We start from the raw sequence: 19,545 nt of genomic DNA on the forward strand, positions 1-19,545 counted from the left end.
AACAAAAATTTAGTATTATTGATTTAGGTATACTAAAAAACGGCAGGTATTTTTATAAAAAAATTAAAAACTTATAATTATGATACAAGGGGTATTAAATATTGATGGGGAAACAATTAAAGTGATAGATTATCATTATACTATTTCTCAAGGAACAGATTATAATGGCATGGTACGGTCCAATCCAGTAGCAGGTCAAATAGCAGTAACTCTAGATGTAAGTAAATCACAAGATACAATGCTTAATGAATGGGCATTGTCTAAAACTGCAGTAAAAAAGGGAGGATTGCAGGTTCATGATAGTACAGGGATGCAGGTACGTAAGAATATCGACTTTGATCGAGGATATTGTGTGCGGTATGATGATATTATGGAGACAGAGGGTACTGCTCAAAATATAGTGCGTATTGTAATAAGTTGTGAACAAGTAAGCTATGGAGATGCAGAAAGACATGTAAATAACTGGCCACAATTAAAAAATAGTTAAGAGTGTTAACATAAATTAAGTAGCGATAGTATTTATAAGGTTTTTGTAGGATTAATTTATTTAGTTTTAATCATACAGATATACAATAATATCCTTTTTTATAATATGTAACTTATACTTAAATATTATCTCAGAATATTTTATATAATAGTAGATATAGAACCATACGGCTAAATTGACGTATGGTTTTGTTATTTTATGATAATAAGATCAGTATGTTCTATTCACTATATCTACTCATTGAATTTATAAATCTTAGATATAGTTAAAACTATATACTTCGATACATTCTACTTTAGTTTCAAAAGACAGTCCTAACGTTTAGATAGCTTTTTAAGATTATAAAACTATAGCTTTTAATTATTTAGGTTGTCGTATTTATGCTAAATGAGCTGTTTTAAACAGCAAACTATCCTTACTGTAAATGGTAAACTAAAAGGATGAATTACATTAAAATTACTGTTAGAGACTATATAACTAAAGCAAATAATTAATAAATCCCTATCTTGTTAGTGTAATTTAGATATTTAAAATAGTATTAATGCTTAAAAAGGAGCTATTTAATGTTGTAGCGAAAGACTTCAACTCAGGGTATTGGGAGCTTTGTGATGATTCACAGAAAGAGATTTGGTCAAAAAAATTCTATGAGAGTTTAGGTTATATGAAGGAAGAAGTGCGACCAACAATAGATTATTTTTTGGAGTATTTAATACATGAGGATGATACTTCTGTTTTTAGAGATAATTTTTTAAATTATAAGAATAATTCTATTGATTTTAGGCAGCATATAAAGATTCTAGCAAAAGAAGGGAAGTATAAGTTATATCGATGCGCAACTAATGACGAACTACCAGTAGATATAAAATCTGAAGTTAATTTTATATTTTTTTCTGAAGTAAAATTAGAACCAGAACAAGCAACCACAAAAGATAATTTTTATTATAAAGAAACTGCACAGATGACTTCTACAGGGAGTTGGTATGTAGATTTTGAAGAAAAGAAAAGTTATTGGGATTTTGAAACTAGACGAATTTTGGAATATCCAGATGATTATATTCCTTCTCTTAGAGATTCTACTAATTATTATACAGAAGATTCTAGGCAACAAGCTGCAAGTTTATTTTTTAATTGTGCTATGGCAGGCACACCTTTTAATACCGAGATTAAAATGGTGACTGCTAAAAAAAGAGTTTTTTGGGTAAAAGCAATAGGAAAACCAGTATATAATAAAAATAAAGAAATTATAGGTGTTAGAGGTGTTTTTCAAGACATCGATGAGATCAAAAGAAAAGAATTAAGATTACGAAAATCAATTGATATTATTGCTTCCCAGAATTCTAGACTATTTAATTTTGCACATATTGTATCTCATAATCTTAGGTCACATACTAGTAACTTATCTTTATTAGTACAATTAATCGAAGACATAGATAATATTGAAGAAAAAATAGCATTTATTAAAGATGTTAAACAGATATCATGTAGCCTAAATACTACTATTGAACACCTTAATGAAATTGTAGCAATTCATACTAATAAAAGTCAGAAAAAAAAACCGGTTAAGTTTCAAGATGCTTATAATTTGGTAGTAAACGGTATCGGACAAATGATTGTTATGAGTAATGCGCAGATTAATGTAGATTTTAAGAATTTAAATACGATTAATTATATTCCTGCATATTTAGAAAGTATTTTATTAAACCTGATAACAAATGCTATAAAATATAAACATCCTGATAGAGATCCAATACTAGAGATAAAAACTTACTGTTTGGATGATAATGAATATTTAAGAATTTCAGATAATGGTAGAGGAATTGATATGAAATTGTTTAAAGATAAAATATTTGGGATGTATAAGACATTTCATTATAATGAGGATGCTGTAGGAATAGGACTGTTTTTAACAAAAAACCAAGTAGAATCATTAGATGGTAAAATTACTGTTGAGAGTGAGGTTAATGTAGGTACAACTTTTATAATTGAATTTTAAAACAAATACAATACTTTATTATGGGACATAGAATAGGGCTAGCATGTATTATTGATGATGATAGTATGTATGTAAATCTTGTAAAAAAAATTGTGGAAGTAAAAAATTTATGTAGAAATTTAATGGTATTCCAAAATGGGATGGATGCTTTTAACTATTTTGAAGCTATTTTAACTAATTTAGATAAAAAAGCAATTCCTGAAATTATTTTCCTTGATTTAAACATGCCAATAATGGACGGTTGGGAATTTTTGGAAAATTTTACTAAAATCAAAAATAAACTTGGAAAAACAATTACGCTTTATATTGTAAGCTCCTCGATTAATCCAGTTGATATAGAAAGAGCAAAGACGATTAATACAGTTAAAGATTATCTTATAAAACCAGTTACAATAGAAGATCTAGAAGCTATCTTTTTAAAACAAACATTATAGAAAAGAGGATACCCGAAAGAACTGGGTATCCTCTTCTACTTATTTTTTACTATTCTTAAATCTGTGAAACCCTAAGTGTGTTTACCATTCCTTTTGCTGTAATAGGCATTGCAGCAAGATTGATCAACATGTCACCTTGTTGTACAAAACCACGTTCTAATGCAATTTTATTAATATCCTCTACAGTTTCATCAGTACTTACAAATTTGTCGTAGTAAAAGGCTTTTACTCCCCAAAGAAGGCTAAGCTGAGAAAGGATTCTATGATTACTTGTAAAGACCAAAATATGAGCATCTGGTCTCCATGCAGAGATTTGAAAAGCAGTATATCCACTATTGGTAAGAGTACAGATTGCTTTAGCATTAATATCATTTGCCATATGCGCGGCATGATAACAAATTGATTTAGTAATAAATCTGTTAGTTCTAATGTGTGGAGGAGCTTGAGGAACTGTTATTAAATCCGAGTCTTCGACACTTTTAATGACTTTAGACATGGTTTCAATTACTTGTACTGGATACTTCCCTACAGAAGTCTCACCGGATAACATCACAGCATCAGCTCCATCCATTACTGAGTTAGCCACATCATTTACCTCAGCACGTGTTGGTGTAAGGCTATCAATCATGGTTTCCATCATCTGTGTTGCGATAATTACAGGTATCCTAGCTGTTTTTGCTTTCAACACTAATTTTTTCTGAATTAACGGGACTTCCTGAGCAGGAATTTCTACTCCTAGATCTCCTCGGGCAACCATTAGTCCATCACAATAAGCCACAATTTTATCAATATTTTCTACACCTTCAGGCTTCTCAATTTTGGCAATAATTGGGATTTTATGTTCGCTATGTTCTTTGATAAGATCTTGTAATTCGATAAGATCCTGAGCATGTCGGACAAAAGATAGTGCCATCCAGTCAACTCCTTGTTTACAAGCAAAAATGGCATCTTTTACATCTTTTTCTGTCAATGCAGGTAAAGAGATTTTGGTATTTGGTAAATTAACACCTTTTTTAGATTTTAAAGGCCCTCCTTGTATTACTTTGGCTTTAACGGTGTCTTTTTTGTTTGAAGAAACAACTTCAAAAATTAATTTACCATCATCTAATAATATTTTTTCTCCTGCTTTTACATCTTTAGGAAAACTTTGGTAGTTCATATAAACTTTCTCAGAAGAACCTTCAAAGGGTTCTCCTGTTACAAAATTGATAGTATCTCCATCATTAACAATGACATCACCTTTCATAACACCTACTCGCAATTTTGGTCCTTGTAGATCACCAAGTATTGCTGCATTATAGCCATGTTCTTTACTTAATTTTCGTATCATTGTTACACGCTCTTTAACATCGCTATAATCAGCATGAGAGAAATTTATCCTGAAAACGTTAACACCAGCTTCCAGCATTTTTTTTAAGATCTCTTCGCTACTTGTTGCGGGTCCTAGGGTAGCAACTATTTTAGTTTTTTTACGTTTTGGCATTATTCGAATATTAAGTTGTTTTTTGATTTAAGTGTTGACCACTCTATTGTATATGCGGTTATAATTTGTGAAATAGCAGCTATGTTAGTAACTAAAGATGTACTAGAGAAATTTGAAGATTCTGTTTCTACCTTTAAAAAATAATCTACATTTTTTAATTCTGGAATTAAATATTTTGTAGCATATATATCTGATACTATATTAGTAAATAACCCTTCAGAAAGATGGCTTTTTGATCCTGTGTGAATTTGAAATTTATTTCCAAAAAGATTGTATGTATTATACTTAAAATGATCATCATACTGATATAGCGGAAAATTTGCTATAAGATCATTATTATAGTTAAAATTAATATCTTCTTTTTTTCTAAAAAGCTTTAAATTCAGACTTTTATTTAACAAAAATGCTAATCTATATGAAGGTAATGAACAATGAATAGCAATAAGCTCATAGTCATCATCGGTAATGCTATCTATTACTAAACGTTGAATAGCCACTTTGATTTTATTTCATAATTAACACGAAATATACAAATTATATCATCCAACAAGTTTAATTAATTATAAAGTTATTTTACGAAAACGATAGAGTTAGTATCTTTTGCTTATAAAAATTAGAATTTATATAAGAAACAGATATTTTGGTACATATTGTTTGTAACGATCTAGATATTAATCTTAGATTGAAATGCAAAATAAGCTCTTTTTGAAGCTTTTTCTTCCGCTTTCTTTTTTGAAGTAGCTCGTGCTTTTGCAATTACTTTGTCATCTATCCAAAGTTTTACGGCAAAATGCTTCATTTCGTCTTTTCCTGTATCCTCATACACTTCATAATTAAACGCTTTCTTCTCTTTTTGACACCATTCTATCAACAAGCTTTTATAGCTAATAACTTGCCCCTCGAGACTTTCTATGTCTACATAGGGGTTAATAACGGCTTCTTGTATAAATCGTTCACAGTATACAAAACCACGATCTAGATAAATAGCTCCAATTAAGGCTTCAAAAAGGTTACCATGTATATTTATTCCAAATTGAGATTTTGGAATATTGGTTCTTACTAATTCAATTAATTTAAGATCTTTACCAAGTTCATTAAGATGCTTTCTACTTACAATTTTGGCTCTCATTTTGGTTAAATAGCCTTCATTGCCTTCAGGTACTTCTTTGAATAAGTGCGCAGCAATAACGCAACTAAGCATAGCATCACCAAGAAACTCTAGCCTTTCGAAATTGATTGCATTTCCTTTTTTATCTTTTAGATTTAAAGATCTATGAGTAAATGCTTTTTCGTACGTACTGATAGTTTTGGGTTTGAAACCTAGTATTTTTTGAATTTTGGCAAAAAAATTCCCGTTCTTTTCAGAGCGGGAATTAAATATGTTTCGAATAACATTCATTTATTCGTTCAATTTTTTAAATAACACACAAGCGTTATGACCTCCGAAACCAAAAGTATTACTCATTGCATATGTGATGTCACGTTTTTGCGCTTTGTTTAATGTCAAATTCAATGAAGAATCTATGTTTTCATCCACAGTCGTGTGATTGATAGTAGGAGGCACAATACTGTTTTGCATAGCTAGAATAGATGCTATTGCTTCTATTGCTCCTGCAGCACCAAGTAAGTGTCCTGTCATAGATTTTGTCGAATTGATATTGATATTAGATGTATGATCTCCAAAAACTTTAGTAATAGCTTTCAGTTCTGCCACATCTCCTAAAGGAGTGGATGTGCCATGAGTGTTTATAGCGTCTACTTGTTCTGGTGTAACTCCTGCATCTTTTAAACAGTTAAGCATCACACGTTCTACGCCTATTCCATCAGGGTGTGGTGCTGTCATATGATATGCATCACTAGACATTCCTCCACCGACGACTTCGGCATAAATTTTAGCACCTCGTGCTTTTGCGTGTTCATATTCTTCAAGAATAAGAGCCCCACTACCTTCTCCCAAAACAAAACCATCTCTGGTTGCGTCAAATGGTCTGGAGGCTGTTTCTGGACTATCATTTCTTGTAGATAAAGCGTGCATCGCATTAAATCCTCCCATACCAGCTATAGTAACTGCAGCTTCACTTCCTCCTGTAATAATAATATCACAATGTCCTAAACGGATATAGTTTAGTGCATCGATCATTGCATTAGCAGAAGAAGCACAGGCAGATACAGTGGTATAATTAGGTCCCATAAAACCATTTCGGATAGAAATATGTCCTGGAGCAATATCGGCAATCATTTTCGGGATAAAGAAAGGGTTGAAACGAGGTGTTCCATTACCATTGGCATAACCAACTACTTCTTCCTGAAAAGTTTCTATTCCACCAATTCCTGCTCCCCAGATTACACCAACTCTAAATTTATCAACCTTTTCTAGATCAATAGCAGCATCTTTTATAGCTTCTTCAGAAGATACAATGGCATACTGAGCAAATTTATCAAGCTTACGTGCTTCTTTTCTATCAAAATAATCTGTAGGAGAATAATTTTTGACTTCACAAGCAAATTTAGTCTTGAAATGCTCGGTGTCGAAATAGCTAATGGGTGCGCAACCGCTTTTACCATTAACTAATCCATCCCAATATTCATCAATATTGTTACCGATAGGCGTTAACGCCCCTAGTCCTGTGACTACAACTCGCTTAAGATTCATACTTTGTTGTGAAATTATTACTTTGCGTCTTCAATATATGATATTGCTTGACCAACTGTTGCAATGTTCTCAGCTTGATCATCTGGAATCTGAATATCGAATTCTTTTTCGAATTCCATAATCAATTCTACGGTGTCTAACGAATCAGCGCCTAGGTCGTTTGTGAAACTAGCTTCATTTACAACTTCGTTTTCGTCTACTCCTAATTTGTCAACGATTATCGCTTTTACTCTTGATGCAATGTCTGACATAATGTTTAATTTTAATTTTTAAATTAGGTGGCAAAAATAAAAAACTTTATTTTAAAACCCCACAATCCCGTAAAAATGTATCTGTATTTTATCAAATATAGCGAAGTATTAGCTTTTTGCTGCCTAAAAATGGATAATAATTATTTTTTTTGTGCTCTCTAATTAACAATTTATCATACTATCTATGAAACGTATTATAATTTTTGCTTCTGGTTCAGGTACTAATGCTGAAAATATAATTAAATACTTTCACAAGCGAAAAATTGCCGAGGTAACACATGTATTCTCTAACAACCTGCGTGCCAAAGTTTTAAAAAGAGCTCATGCCTTGAAGGTAAAGGCGTTACACTTTGACAAAGAGTCATTTTATGAGACCAATGAGGTTCTTAATATTTTAAAAGATGCCAAACCTGATATAATTGTGTTGGCTGGGTTTTTATGGATATTTCCTAAAAAAATTATCGATGTTTTTCCTAATATGGTTGTAAATGTTCACCCAGCATTATTACCTAAATATGGAGGAAAAGGAATGTATGGACATCATGTACATGAGGCTGTAGTTAAAAATAAAGAAAAAGAAAGCGGGATTACTATTCATTATGTAAACGAGCATTATGATGAAGGAGCAATAGTTTTTCAGGCTACAACTTCAATATCAGAAGGAGATTCTGCCGAAGATGTTGCTCAGGCGATTCATCGATTAGAACATAAACACTTTCCTGTTGTTATCGAAAAATTATTACTTACTAAAGAAGATTAGTTTAAGGATATTCATCTAAGATAGCTTAGTTAGTGAAGTACTTTTGTATTATAAATTAGCTTTGACAGGTTCAATGTGATATCCAAAAATATATTTGACGAAGCCGAACATATCTATTAATAAATAATGATCAACAAAGAAAATGGCTAAGAAAGAAAAATTTTATGTGGTTTGGGAAGGACATACCCCTGGGATTTATACTAAGTGGAGTGATTGTAAGGCAGCAGTAGATGGATATGCAGGTGCAAAATATAAATCTTTTGAATCGTTTGATATAGCAAAAAAGGCATACGATGGAAATTACGAGGATTATAAAGGAAAAAGTAAGCCAAAAGCTACACTTACCCCCGAACAGGTAGAAAAGATAGGAGAACCTAATCTATATTCTATTTCTGTAGATGCTGCATCAAGTGGTAATCCTGGAAAGATGGAGTATCGTGGAGTAGATACTCAAACGGAAAAACAATTGTTTCATCAAGGACCTTTTATACAAGGCACAAATAATATAGGAGAGTTTTTAGCACTAGTACATGGTCTGGCTTATCTAAAAAAGAAAAATAGCGATCGTATTATTTATTCTGATTCTAGAATAGCAATAGGATGGGTGAAAAAGAAAATCTGTAGAACAAAGCTAGAAAGAACACCAAAAAACGAAGAAATGTTTCATTTGGTAGACCGTGCAATACAATGGCTCAAAGACAATACTTATACTACTAAAATTGTAAAATGGGAAACAAAAGCTTGGGGAGAGATTCCTGCAGATTTTGGAAGGAAATGAAATAGTTTTAAAAAATGTATCCTCAGGGAATGTTATTTATAAAAAAATGCTCCGAATATTTTTTCGGAGCATTTTTAATTAAGCTTAAACTTTAATTATTGAACAGGTAAGGATACAACCGCTGCGTTGCTTTTTGCTTTATTAGCAGCACTAGTTCCACATGCTCCAAGATTATTCCATCCGGTAGCTGTTTTTTGATATAAGGTTCCCTGATAAGTTACCTTGTCTCCAGCAGAATAAGAACTGCTATTACCATTATACTCAGCTACACCTGCACAAATATCAGTACTAGGAGTACTATCACATGCTCCAAGGTTATCCCATCCAGTAGCTGTTTTTTGGAATAAAGTTCCTTGATAGGTTACTTTATCTCCAACAGAATAAGAATTACTATTACCATTATATTCAGCTACACCATCACAGTTACCACCACCAGTACTAGTACCTGGATATATCGAGGCGATAAAAGATTTATCTGTAGAGGACAATCTTGTGTTATTTCCTACAGCAACTCCATCTGTGGTATGTTCTGCTGGGATAGAGTAATGCATAATTGATTGACGATCATATACACTATAATTAGTGATGTTTTTTTCATAACGTCTAAAAAGATTGTGATCTACTTGTTGTCTATTCCAGTTATTAGGTGGTCCAGCATAGTATGCGTAAACAGCTTCTTTGTCCCAGTTAATTTTAGCCACAGGGTTTTGGTGTTCATGAATCAAACCAAGGGCATGTCCAAATTCGTGAATGGTAGTTCTTCTAAATTCAGTGTCAGAAGTATTATTATTAAACCATCCAAAATGCATACTATGATCATAGTTATTAGAATCAGTTCCTAAATAAGACCAAGATCCACCATCGTCTGCAAATTGACCTTCTTTAAAACCGATTTTAATATTTGCATTACTACTTGAAGAAACAAATTCAAATTTTAGATTGGCATATTTTTCCCATTCTTTAGCGTATTGCTTTACTTTAGATTGGACAAAGTTATTACCATTCAGAAATTTTACACGAATAGTTTGACCAGGTTCCCATTGTTTTGCTTTAACACTGGCTGCTTTTGAATAATCAATATCCCATTTAGCAATACATACATGAGCGTTTTTAGCTGCTTCATTTTGACTTGTTTCGAAAACGCTTTCAGAATCTTTTTCACAGCTAAAGAATGAAATCGAAAGCAAAGCGATAAAAATAAATTTAGTTAAATTTAAATTTTTCATAAATTGATAATTTTGAGTTTGTGTCTGGGGATAACGCTATATTTTTACATTTATTTTACATTTACTTCATATTAATTTTAGAATTGATGATTATTGGTAGTTTTTTATCTAAAAAATTATCATTTTCTTAAAATTTAAGACATGACCTAAAAACAATTACATTTCTAATAAAGTATATAAGATAAGTGTTGATTTACAGTAGGTTATTTATGGCTATCAAATAAATAGACTGTTTTTAAAACAGAGCTAAAAAGTGAATTTCCATAATATTTTTCCTATAATTAAAAACATGTGATTTATTTTAAATATTTATACATAATTTTTTTTTTTGATGTAAAAACGACACCTTGAATCATAGATTTATTTTTAAGAAGTAGTAATCTATTTTATATAGATTCTAAAAAGGATGTGTTGTAAATTATGAAAGTGTTTGGTTTGTAGAGTTTTTTACTTAGGAAGGCTATTTTTTATTAGTTTTAAAAGATATAGTAACTATCCAGTGTACTGTTCTTAGGATGATAATAGAAAACGAAAACATAAAAAAGATAGTAAAGATGATTTTGATGATGAGGTAACTAACCCCTAAGTTAATTAGATTTGGAAATACAAAAGCGTATATTTGCAAAAAAATATAACGCTAGTTTATGAGCAAATTACTTATTGTTGGTTCTGTCGCTTTTGATGCTATTGAGACTCCTTTTGGGAAAACTGACAAAATATTAGGAGGAGCGGCTCCCTATATTGCACTTTCTGCATCTAATTTTAATGTTTCTTCTGCAATTGTTTCTGTAGTAGGAGAAGATTTTCCTTTAGATTATTTAACTATGCTTGAAAGGAAAAATATAGATATATCAGCCATAGAAATAGTAAAAGGAGGAAAAACTTTTTTCTGGAGAGGCCGATATCATAATGATTTAAATTCTAGAGATACTTTAGAAACTCAACTTAATGTATTGGCTGATTTTAGCCCTGTGGTTCCTGATACACATAAAGACTCAGAGATTATAATGTTAGGTAACTTACATCCATTAGTACAACTTAGCGTTATAGAACAACTTACCACTACTCCTAAACTAATCGTACTTGATACGATGAATTTTTGGATGGATAATACATTAGATGATTTATTAAAAGTAATTGCTAAAGTAGATGTGATTACGATCAATGATGAGGAAGCTAGACAGTTAAGTGGAGAGTATTCTCTGGTAAAAGCTGCTAGGGTGATCGAAAAAATGGGCCCAAAATATGTGGTAATTAAAAAAGGAGAACATGGAGCCTTGTTATTTCATGAAGAACAGATTTTCTTTGCTCCAGCCTTACCATTAGAAGAAGTTTTTGATCCTACTGGTGCGGGAGATACATTTGCAGGAGGTTTTTCAGGATATCTAGCCAAGACAAATGATATTTCATTTGAGAATATGAAAAAAGCCGTTATTCATGGTTCGAATTTAGCTTCATTTTGTGTAGAAAAATTTGGTACAGAACGGATGGAAAATTTAGATCGTAATGAGGTTTTAAAACGACTTCAGCAGTTTAAAAAATTAACACAATTCGAAATTGAATTGTTTTGATATAAACATAGCCCTAGTGATTATTGGGGCTTTTTTAATTATGGGTTACCTAAACACAACAATATTTAGAATTTTTGGAATACAATGAGTGATGCATTAAAACACGAATGCGGTATAGCATTTATTAGACTATTAAAGCCATTAGAGTATTATAAAGAAAAATACGGAAGTGCATTTTATGGAGTGAATAAAATGTATTTAATGATGGAGAAACAGCATAATCGCGGTCAGGATGGTGCAGGATTTGCAAGTATTAAACTAGATACTGCTCCTGGAGAGCGTTATATAAGTAGAGTTCGATCTAGTCAATCACAACCAATACAAGATATTTTTTCGCAGATTAATGATAGGATTAATAAAGAATTAGTAGATCACCCAGAATACGCTGATGATGTAACTCTGCAAAAAAAACATATCCCCTATATTGGAGAAGTACTTCTTGGGCATGTACGATATGGAACATTTGGTAAAAATAGTGTAGAGAGTGTGCACCCTTTTCTAAGACAAAACAATTGGATGCATCGTAATCTTATTGTAGCGGGTAATTTTAATATGACAAACAATGATGTGTTGTTTGATAACCTTATTAGATTAGGTCAGCATCCTAAAGATAGAGTGGATACTATTACTGTAATGGAAAAAATAGGTCACTTTTTAGATTCAGAGGTAGCAAAACTATATAAGAAATTAAAAAAAGAAGGATTTAATAAAAATGAAGCCTCTCCACAGATTGCAGATCGATTAAATGTTACTAAAATTCTTAAAAAGTCATCTAGGGATTGGGATGGAGGATATGCTATGGCTGGTATGTTAGGACATGGTGATGCTTTTGTTTTAAGAGACCCTGCAGGAATTAGACCAGCATACTATTATAAGGATGAAGAAGTAGTCGTGGTAGCATCAGAAAGACCAGTAATTCAAACGGTATTTAATGTCGATTTTGATGATGTAATAGAACTTGATCCAGGAAAAGCAATCATTATTAAAAAAAATGGAGATACTTCTATAGATAGAATTATTGATCCATTAGAACGAAAAGCATGTTCTTTTGAGCGAATTTATTTTTCGAGAGGGAGTGATGCTGAAATTTATAAAGAAAGAAAAAAGTTGGGGAAATTAATTATGCCTCAGGTTTTAGAAGAGATTGATCATGATACGATGAATACTGTTTTTTCTTTTATCCCTAATACTGCTGAAACTTCTTTTTATGGTATGGTAGAAGCTGCACAAGATGAACTAAATAAGCAGAAAACCGAAACGATACTTGCTGAAAAGGAAACATTAACAGATGAACGACTATCAGAAATTTTATCCTCTCGATTAAGAACAGAAAAAATAGCAATTAAAGATGCTAAGCTTCGTACTTTTATTACAGAAGATAGTAGTAGAGATGATTTAGTAGCTCATGTTTATGACGTAACATATGGTGCAGTAAAAAAAGAAGATAACCTAGTGATTATCGATGATAGTATCGTAAGAGGGACAACCCTTAAAAAGAGTATTATCAAAATGATGGATAGATTAGAGCCAAAAAAGATCGTTGTGGTCTCTTCTGCACCACAGATTCGTTATCCTGATTGTTATGGAATTGATATGGCTAGATTAGAAGGTTTGGTTGCATTTCAGGCAGCATTAGAACTTTTAAAAGAAAATGGAAATTATGACTTGGTAGAACAGGTTTATGAAAAATGTAAAGCACAAGAAAATTTAAAAGATTCAGAAGTGCAAAATTTTGTAAAAGAAATTTATAGCGGATTCTCTGATCAAGAAGTAAGTGATAAAATATCAGAGCTGTTAAGTGATGATTCAGTAAAAGCAACAGTAAAAATTATATATCAAACAGTTGATAATCTTCATAAGGCTTGTCCTAAGAATCTTGGTGATTGGTATTTTACGGGAGATTACCCAACAGCTGGAGGAAATAGAGTTGTAAATAAGGCATTTATAAACTTCTTTGAAGGAGTAAATAAAAGAGCTTATTAAAAAATCAAAAATGTTAGCTGTTAAAAAAAGCTTATTTGTGTAGTTCAACAAATATTTTGACCTTTCATCTAAAACATTTTTTCACTATGAAATAACCTTATATATTAGCAGAGCCATAGCATAAGTAGGTTAAGTTCATGGTAGATTTGGGGCAAAAAAAGGTGGATCTTCCACCTTTTTTTATTTTTAGACATTTCGTAAAATTTATATATAAAAAAGAGTCGCAATATTCATTGCGACTCTTTTTCGTATTCTTAATGTGAAAAAATTATTTATACTGTGCGTATCGTTTTGATACTTCGTCCCAGTTAATTACATTAAAAAATGCAGAAACATAATCAGGACGACGATTTTGATAGTTTAGGTAATATGCGTGCTCCCAAACATCTAATGCTACGATTGGAGTTCCTCCACAACCAATACCAGACATTAAAGGATTGTCTTGGTTAGGGGTAGAACAGATTTCTACTTTTCCTCCTGGGTGAACGCATAACCAAGCCCATCCTGAACCAAATCGAGTACCAGCAGCATTAGAGAACGCTTCTTTGAAAGCATCAAAAGATTCATACGCTGCATTTATTGCATCAGAAAGCTCTCCAGAAGGTTTTCCTCCACCATTAGGAGACATTATCTCCCAGAATAAATTATGGTTATAGTATCCTCCACCATTATTTCTAACAGCTGTGTTTGAAAGATCAAGATTAATAAGGATGTTTTCTATAGTTTTTCCTTCAAGATCAGTTCCTTCAATGGCAGCATTTAGCTTGTTTGTATACCCAGCATGATGTTTATCATGATGAATTTCCATAGTACGGGCATCTATATGAGGTTCTAACGCATCAAAGGCGTAGTTTAATTTTGGTAATTCGAATGACATATGTTATTATTTTGATTAATAAAAAATAAAATGACACCAAATTTAACAATTCGAGTGGTGAATAAAAATTTATAATTGTTATAAATTAATTAAAAACAATACACTAGTAAAAATGATGACTTTGTCGCTATTTTATTTATACTAATCTATGATATAAAAATCTCTGCTTTTAGTATTTTAGTAAAAAAAAGAATTGAATCCAGATACAGCTTTTACCGTATATAATGCCGCCGCAGGTGCGGGGAAAACCTATACCTTGGTAAAAGCATACTTAATTGCTTTATTAAAAGGAGAGTTTAAAGATAGTTATAAAAATATTTTAGCGATAACTTTTACAAATAAGGCAGTTGCCGAGATGAAAACAAGGATTTTAGAAAACCTTGTTGCGATTAGTAAACAGAATACCCCATTAAAATATCAGAGCTTATTAAAAGAACTAGTAGTCGCAATTAAGGTTCCTGAAAAAGAACTTAAACAGAAAGCAAAACGAATTCTAAAGAGTATTCTTCATAACTATGCCGCGTTTGATGTTGTTACCATTGATACATTTACCCATAGAGTAATCAGAACATTTGCATATGATTTAGGGATTCCTATGAATTTTGAGATTGAAATGAATACAGATGCTCTAATTGAAGAGGCTGTAGATGCGGTGATTGCTAAAATAGGTTTAAATCAGGAACTTACTAGGCTAATTATTGATTTTGCAATCAGTAAATTAGAAGATGATAAAAGTTGGGATATTACTATAGAACTAAATAAGATTGCTAAACTTTTGTTTAGTGAAAATGATCGGGAACATCTTAATAAACTTTCAGAGAAAGAAACTAGTGATTTTGAGGAGCTGAAAAAAATATTGCATAAAAAAATTACAGACTTAAAACATATCATCAAAGATTCCTCACAAAAAATTCTTAATCAAATACACAGTTTAGGATTAGATCATAAAGATTTTAGTAGAGGCACTATTCCAAATCATTTTCAAAAACTTTGTGATGGAGTAACCAAATTTGATTTTAAAAAAACAAAATGGGCTCAAAATATTGAAACTACTAGTTTTTACACAAAAACATTAGAGAATACTAAAAAAGAAAGTATTGATAGTATCCGGCCTGAGATCGAAGAAGCTTTTGTAACAACAAAAACTCAATTATCGCAACTTACATTGTTTAATAACATCTTAAAAAACATAACTCCACTCTCAGTATTAAATGCAATTAATAAAGAAGTGTTAGAGATTAAAAAAGAAAGAAAGATTTTATTAATATCAGAGTTTAATGCTATTATAAGTGAAGCAATACAAGGACAACCAGCACCATTTATTTATGAACGTTTAGGAGAGCGGTATAGGGATTATTTTGTTGATGAATTTCAAGACACATCGGAATTGCAGTGGAATAATTTGGTTCCTCTTATAGATAATGCAGTTTCTACAGAAACATTAGCAGGAAAAAGAGGTAAAGTTACTATAGTAGGAGATGCTAAGCAGGCTATTTATCGATGGAGAGGTGGTAAAGCAGAACAATTTATAGACCTGTCTTCTGATAAAGATCCTTTTTCGATACAAGAAAAGCAAGTCCTTAATTTACCTAAGAATTATCGTAGTCATGAAGAGGTTGTTAAATTTAATAATAGCTTATTTACTTTTTTGTCTGGAGATTTTAGTGATGAAAAACACCAGAAGCTATATTTGGAAGGTAACAGACAAGAGATTAATTCTAAGAAGAATGGATATGTTAATGTATCGTTTATAAAAGCTAAAAATGTTGCTGTAGAAAACGAATTATATCCAGAAAAAACATATGAAACGATAATAGAATTAAATAATAAAGGATATGCTCTTAATGAAATTTGCATTATTGTAAGAAAGCGTAAAGAAGGAGTTGTTATAGCAGACTTTCTTACTCAAAAAGGCTTAGCTATAATTTCTTCTGAAACCCTATTAATTAATAATGCTCCTCAGGTAAGATTCATTATCAATTTGCTGACTTGGAGTATACAACCAGATCATTTGCAATCAAAAATTAATGTATTACATTTTTTAACCGAGCAATTTTCAGTAGAAGAAAAGCACATATTTTTACAAAAAATGATGGATAATACTACCAAAACATTCTTTTCTTCTGAGTTAGAAACTCTGGGAATCAGTTTTAGTTTTTCTGAATTAGCTGTAAAACCTCTCTATGATGCTGTAGAATATATTATATCTACTTTTTCTTTGGCTGATAAAGCAATAGCATATGTGCAATTTTTTCTTGATGTAGTATTTACATTCACTCAGAGATATATAGAAGGTGTTGTAGGGTTTTTGGCATATTGGCATGCCCATAAAGATAAACTAAGTATTATAGCTCCCAAAGCAGAAGGTGCTATACAGATTATTACTATACATAAAGCCAAAGGACTTGAATTTCCCTGTGTGATTTATCCATATGCAGATATTGATATGTATGAAGAAATAGAACCCAAAACATGGTTGTCTGTTGTCAAAGAAGACTATGCTAATTTTGAAGAAGTATTTATTAACTACAATAAAAACATATCTGAGTATAGTGATGCCACTAAAGAAATTGTTTTGAACCGACAATCTCAATTGGAATTAGATGCCTTTAATCTCTTATATGTAGTACTTACCAGAGCTAAAGAGCAATTATATATATTGTCCAATTTGAAACTAAATTCAAAAGAAGAGAGTAACCCTCATAAATTTTCAGGAAAATTAATTGCATATTTGAAACATTTAGGTCAATGGAACCTCGAAAAGATAACATACGATTTTGGAAACCCTATAAAGCCAGATATTATAAGCACTGATGCAGAAGAAAAATTAAAAATAATTTCTCTTTCTCGATTCGAAGATGCTTCAAAGAAATATAAGGTTAATATTGTAACTAATTCGGGGAAACTATGGGATACCTCTCAGCAAAGCGCCATAGAGAAAGGAAATTTGATACACGATCTTATGGCTTCTATCGAAACACATAGTGATGTTGAAAAAGTTATCCAAGAAGCGCATGATATAGGCAAGGTTTCGAGTTCTGAAAAAGAAATCTTTTATAATGAAATAAAAAGGATTGTTGATCACCCTAAGCTTTCTCAATATTTTTCTATCGATAATAAAATATATAATGAAAGAGATATAATTTCTAATGGGAAATTGTTTAGACCAGATAGAATAGTAATTGATAAAAATAATATAATTACAATAATAGACTATAAAACAGGTGTATATGATATTTCTCATGCAATACAGATACAGAAATATAGGTCACTTCTCGAAGATATAGGATATGTTGTAAAGAATACAATTTTATTATATTCTAATGAAGAAATCTCGTTAATGTATATATAGATTAAGGAATTATTTTTATAATTACTAATTTTTTTTAGAGATAAAAGATATTTTTGTCTTATAATTGTAGCTAGTTATTATGACAAATACTGTAATTTTTCTCTAACATGATTAATATCATGTTTTTTGGATATTTTTTTTATAAGGAAAAATTGAAATACCTTCCAAAGCTATTATATTTACTGGTATGTTAAGAAAAATTTATTAGATTTGTCTTTGACAGTTATTTTTAACATATTACATTTGCTCTAATTAACACTTAAAAATTAAATTATTGAATATGAAACATCTTAGCAGATTTTTAGTGGCTTCGTTACTAGTACTTGGACTTAGTACGGCGAATGCACAAGATGAAAACAATCCTTGGGCGGTTTCTATAGGTATTAATGCCGTTGACATCTTTCCTACTGGGGGAGACCTTACTAATCAGGGAGAAATTTTCGATGAATATTTTAATGCTAGCGACCACTGGAACATTCTTCCATCTGTTTCCAAATTATCTGTTGGGAGATATATAGGGGATGGTTTTTCTTTTACAGTTGCAGGGTCAGTTAATAAAATAGAAAAATTTGGAGAGCTTCCAAATAGTGGGGAAACGGTAAAAGTTGATGACCTATCTTACTATGCAGCTGATGGAAAAATTAGCTATAGCCTTAAAAATGCATTAAACACAAAATGGTTTGAGCCTTACCTAGGAGTAGGTGGAGGTTATACTTGGATTGATGAAGTAGGAGCAGGAACATTAAACGGATCTCTTGGTTTTAACTTTTGGTTAACAGAGAATCTTGCGTTCAACATTCAATCAACATATAAGCATGTATTTGAAGAATACGCTAATAGCAATGGAGGTTTTGTAGATTACATTCCTACACATTTCCAACATTCTGCAGGACTTACTTTTGCATTTGGAGGTAAAGATACAGATGGAGACGGAGTATATGATAAAGATGATGAGTGTCCAGACGTTCCTGGTTTAGCAGAATTTAAAGGATGTCCTGATACTGATGGTGATGGAATCACTGATGCTAAAGATGATTGTCCTGATACTGCAGGTACTGCAGAATTTAATGGATGTCCTGATACAGACGGTGACGGAGTTCCAGATCCTAAAGATGATTGTCCTACTGAAGCTGGATTACCTGCACTTAATGGATGTCCTGATGCTGATGGTGATGGAATCGCTGATGGTAAAGATGGTTGTCCAAACGAAGCTGGACCAGCTGCTAATAACGGATGTCCTTTCAAAGATAAAGATGGAGACGGTGTATTAGATAAAGATGATAACTGTCCTGATGTTGCTGGTACTGTAGCAAACAATGGTTGCCCAGAAGTAACAGAAGAAGTACAGAAAACACTTAACTCATATGCAAAAACAATCTTATTTGATTCTGGTAAATCTAGTATTAAAGCAGAATCTAATAAGGCACTTGGAGATATCATCGCTATATTAAAAGAATATCCTACTGCTAAGTTTACTGTAGAAGGACATACTGATAGCGCTGGTGCTGCTAAATCAAACCAGAGATTATCTGATTCTAGAGCTAACGCTGTTAAAAATTACTTAACAGATAACGGGATCGATCAATTTAGATTATCTGCTGTTGGTTACGGTGAAGACAGACCTATCGCTTCTAACAAAACTAGAGCTGGTAGAGCACAAAACAGACGTGTAGAGATTAACTTAGTAAAATAAGTAT

16 protein-coding genes are annotated in these 19,545 nt (G+C 31.6%); 9 read left to right on the forward strand and 7 right to left on the reverse strand.

Annotated elements, in window-relative coordinates; genetic code table 11:
• The first annotated feature begins 79 nt into the window (after nt 1–79).
• The 3 genes from tssD to N456_RS02690 all read left to right on the forward strand — a co-directional run bounded on the left by tssD (nt 80) and on the right by N456_RS02690 (nt 2,914).
• The gene (gene tssD, locus N456_RS02680) at nt 80–487 is read left to right on the forward strand and encodes a type VI secretion system tube protein TssD (protein WP_062053634.1); all 408 of its coding nucleotides are present in this window, start codon (nt 80–82) and stop codon (nt 485–487) included.
• Nucleotides 488–1,028: 541 nt separating this feature from the next.
• Nucleotides 1,029–2,480: an ATP-binding protein gene (locus tag N456_RS02685; protein WP_062053637.1), complete on the forward strand. Its 1,452-nt coding sequence runs from the start codon at nt 1,029–1,031 to the stop codon at nt 2,478–2,480.
• 20 nt (nt 2,481–2,500) lie between these two features.
• Complete coding sequence (locus N456_RS02690) at nt 2,501–2,914, forward strand: response regulator (protein WP_062053639.1); 414 nt, start codon at nt 2,501–2,503, stop codon at nt 2,912–2,914.
• A gap of 55 nt (nt 2,915–2,969) precedes the next feature.
• Here the strand turns inward: N456_RS02690 and pyk are convergent, their stop codons facing one another.
• The 5 genes from pyk to N456_RS02715 form a co-directional block, all read right to left on the reverse strand.
• Nucleotides 2,970–4,397, reverse strand: a complete 1,428-nt coding sequence (pyk, locus tag N456_RS02695) for a pyruvate kinase (protein WP_062053641.1) — start codon at nt 4,395–4,397, stop codon at nt 2,970–2,972.
• A complete protein-coding gene (locus N456_RS02700) occupies nt 4,397–4,894 on the reverse strand; it encodes an IPExxxVDY family protein (RefSeq protein WP_062053643.1) in 498 nt (165 codons plus the stop codon). Before N456_RS02700 ends, pyk begins: the two co-directional genes overlap by 1 nt.
• A 167-nt stretch (nt 4,895–5,061) precedes the next feature.
• Nucleotides 5,062–5,796 (reverse strand): ribonuclease III, encoded by a 735-nt coding sequence (rnc, locus tag N456_RS02705; protein WP_062053645.1) that lies wholly within the window; start codon nt 5,794–5,796, stop codon nt 5,062–5,064.
• Nucleotides 5,797–7,050, reverse strand: coding sequence for a beta-ketoacyl-ACP synthase II (gene fabF / locus N456_RS02710; RefSeq protein ID WP_062053647.1), 1,254 nt, complete (start codon nt 7,048–7,050; stop codon nt 5,797–5,799). It lies immediately after the preceding gene.
• Nucleotides 7,051–7,067: 17 nt separating this feature from the next.
• The gene (locus tag N456_RS02715; protein ID WP_024768509.1) at nt 7,068–7,301 is read right to left on the reverse strand and encodes an acyl carrier protein; all 234 of its coding nucleotides are present in this window, start codon (nt 7,299–7,301) and stop codon (nt 7,068–7,070) included.
• Nucleotides 7,302–7,485: 184 nt separating this feature from the next.
• On the opposite strand from N456_RS02715, the gene purN reads away from it, so the two are divergent.
• Together purN and N456_RS02725 are read left to right on the forward strand one after the other, a co-directional pair.
• A complete protein-coding gene (gene purN, locus N456_RS02720) occupies nt 7,486–8,061 on the forward strand; it encodes a phosphoribosylglycinamide formyltransferase (protein ID WP_062053649.1) in 576 nt (191 codons plus the stop codon).
• A 142-nt stretch (nt 8,062–8,203) separates the two neighbouring features.
• On the forward strand, nt 8,204–8,839 hold the full coding sequence (locus N456_RS02725) for a ribonuclease H1 domain-containing protein (RefSeq protein WP_062053651.1): 636 nt from the start codon (nt 8,204–8,206) through the stop codon (nt 8,837–8,839).
• Nucleotides 8,840–8,934: 95 nt separating this feature from the next.
• Here the strand turns inward: N456_RS02725 and N456_RS02730 are convergent, their stop codons facing one another.
• Entirely contained in the window at nt 8,935–10,065 is a 1,131-nt protein-coding gene (locus tag N456_RS02730; protein WP_062053653.1) for a matrixin family metalloprotease, read from the reverse strand.
• Nucleotides 10,066–10,709: 644 nt separating this feature from the next.
• Here N456_RS02730 and N456_RS02735 point away from each other — a divergent pair.
• Both N456_RS02735 and N456_RS02740 read left to right on the forward strand, forming a co-directional pair.
• Entirely contained in the window at nt 10,710–11,636 is a 927-nt protein-coding gene (locus N456_RS02735) for a PfkB family carbohydrate kinase (protein WP_062053656.1), read from the forward strand.
• 84 nt (nt 11,637–11,720) lie between these two features.
• Entirely contained in the window at nt 11,721–13,619 is a 1,899-nt protein-coding gene (locus tag N456_RS02740; protein ID WP_062053658.1) for a hypothetical protein, read from the forward strand.
• Between the two features lie 268 nt (nt 13,620–13,887).
• Here N456_RS02740 and N456_RS02745 read toward each other — a convergent pair whose 3' ends face one another.
• Nucleotides 13,888–14,496 carry a superoxide dismutase gene (locus tag N456_RS02745; protein WP_062053660.1) on the reverse strand — a complete coding sequence of 203 codons (609 nt, stop codon included), beginning with the start codon at nt 14,494–14,496 and terminating at the stop codon, nt 13,888–13,890.
• A gap of 193 nt (nt 14,497–14,689) precedes the next feature.
• Here N456_RS02745 and N456_RS02750 point away from each other — a divergent pair, with 193 nt between their 5' ends.
• Both N456_RS02750 and N456_RS02755 read left to right on the forward strand, forming a co-directional pair.
• Nucleotides 14,690–17,848: a UvrD-helicase domain-containing protein gene (locus N456_RS02750; RefSeq protein ID WP_062053662.1), complete on the forward strand. Its 3,159-nt coding sequence runs from the start codon at nt 14,690–14,692 to the stop codon at nt 17,846–17,848.
• Between the two features lie 280 nt (nt 17,849–18,128).
• Complete coding sequence (locus tag N456_RS02755; RefSeq protein ID WP_062053664.1) at nt 18,129–19,541, forward strand: OmpA family protein; 1,413 nt, start codon at nt 18,129–18,131, stop codon at nt 19,539–19,541.
• Nucleotides 19,542–19,545: the final 4 nt, after the last annotated feature.

It is taken from the genome of Aquimarina longa SW024, assembly GCF_001401755.1.
Lineage (GTDB): Bacteria > Bacteroidota > Bacteroidia > Flavobacteriales > Flavobacteriaceae > Aquimarina > Aquimarina longa.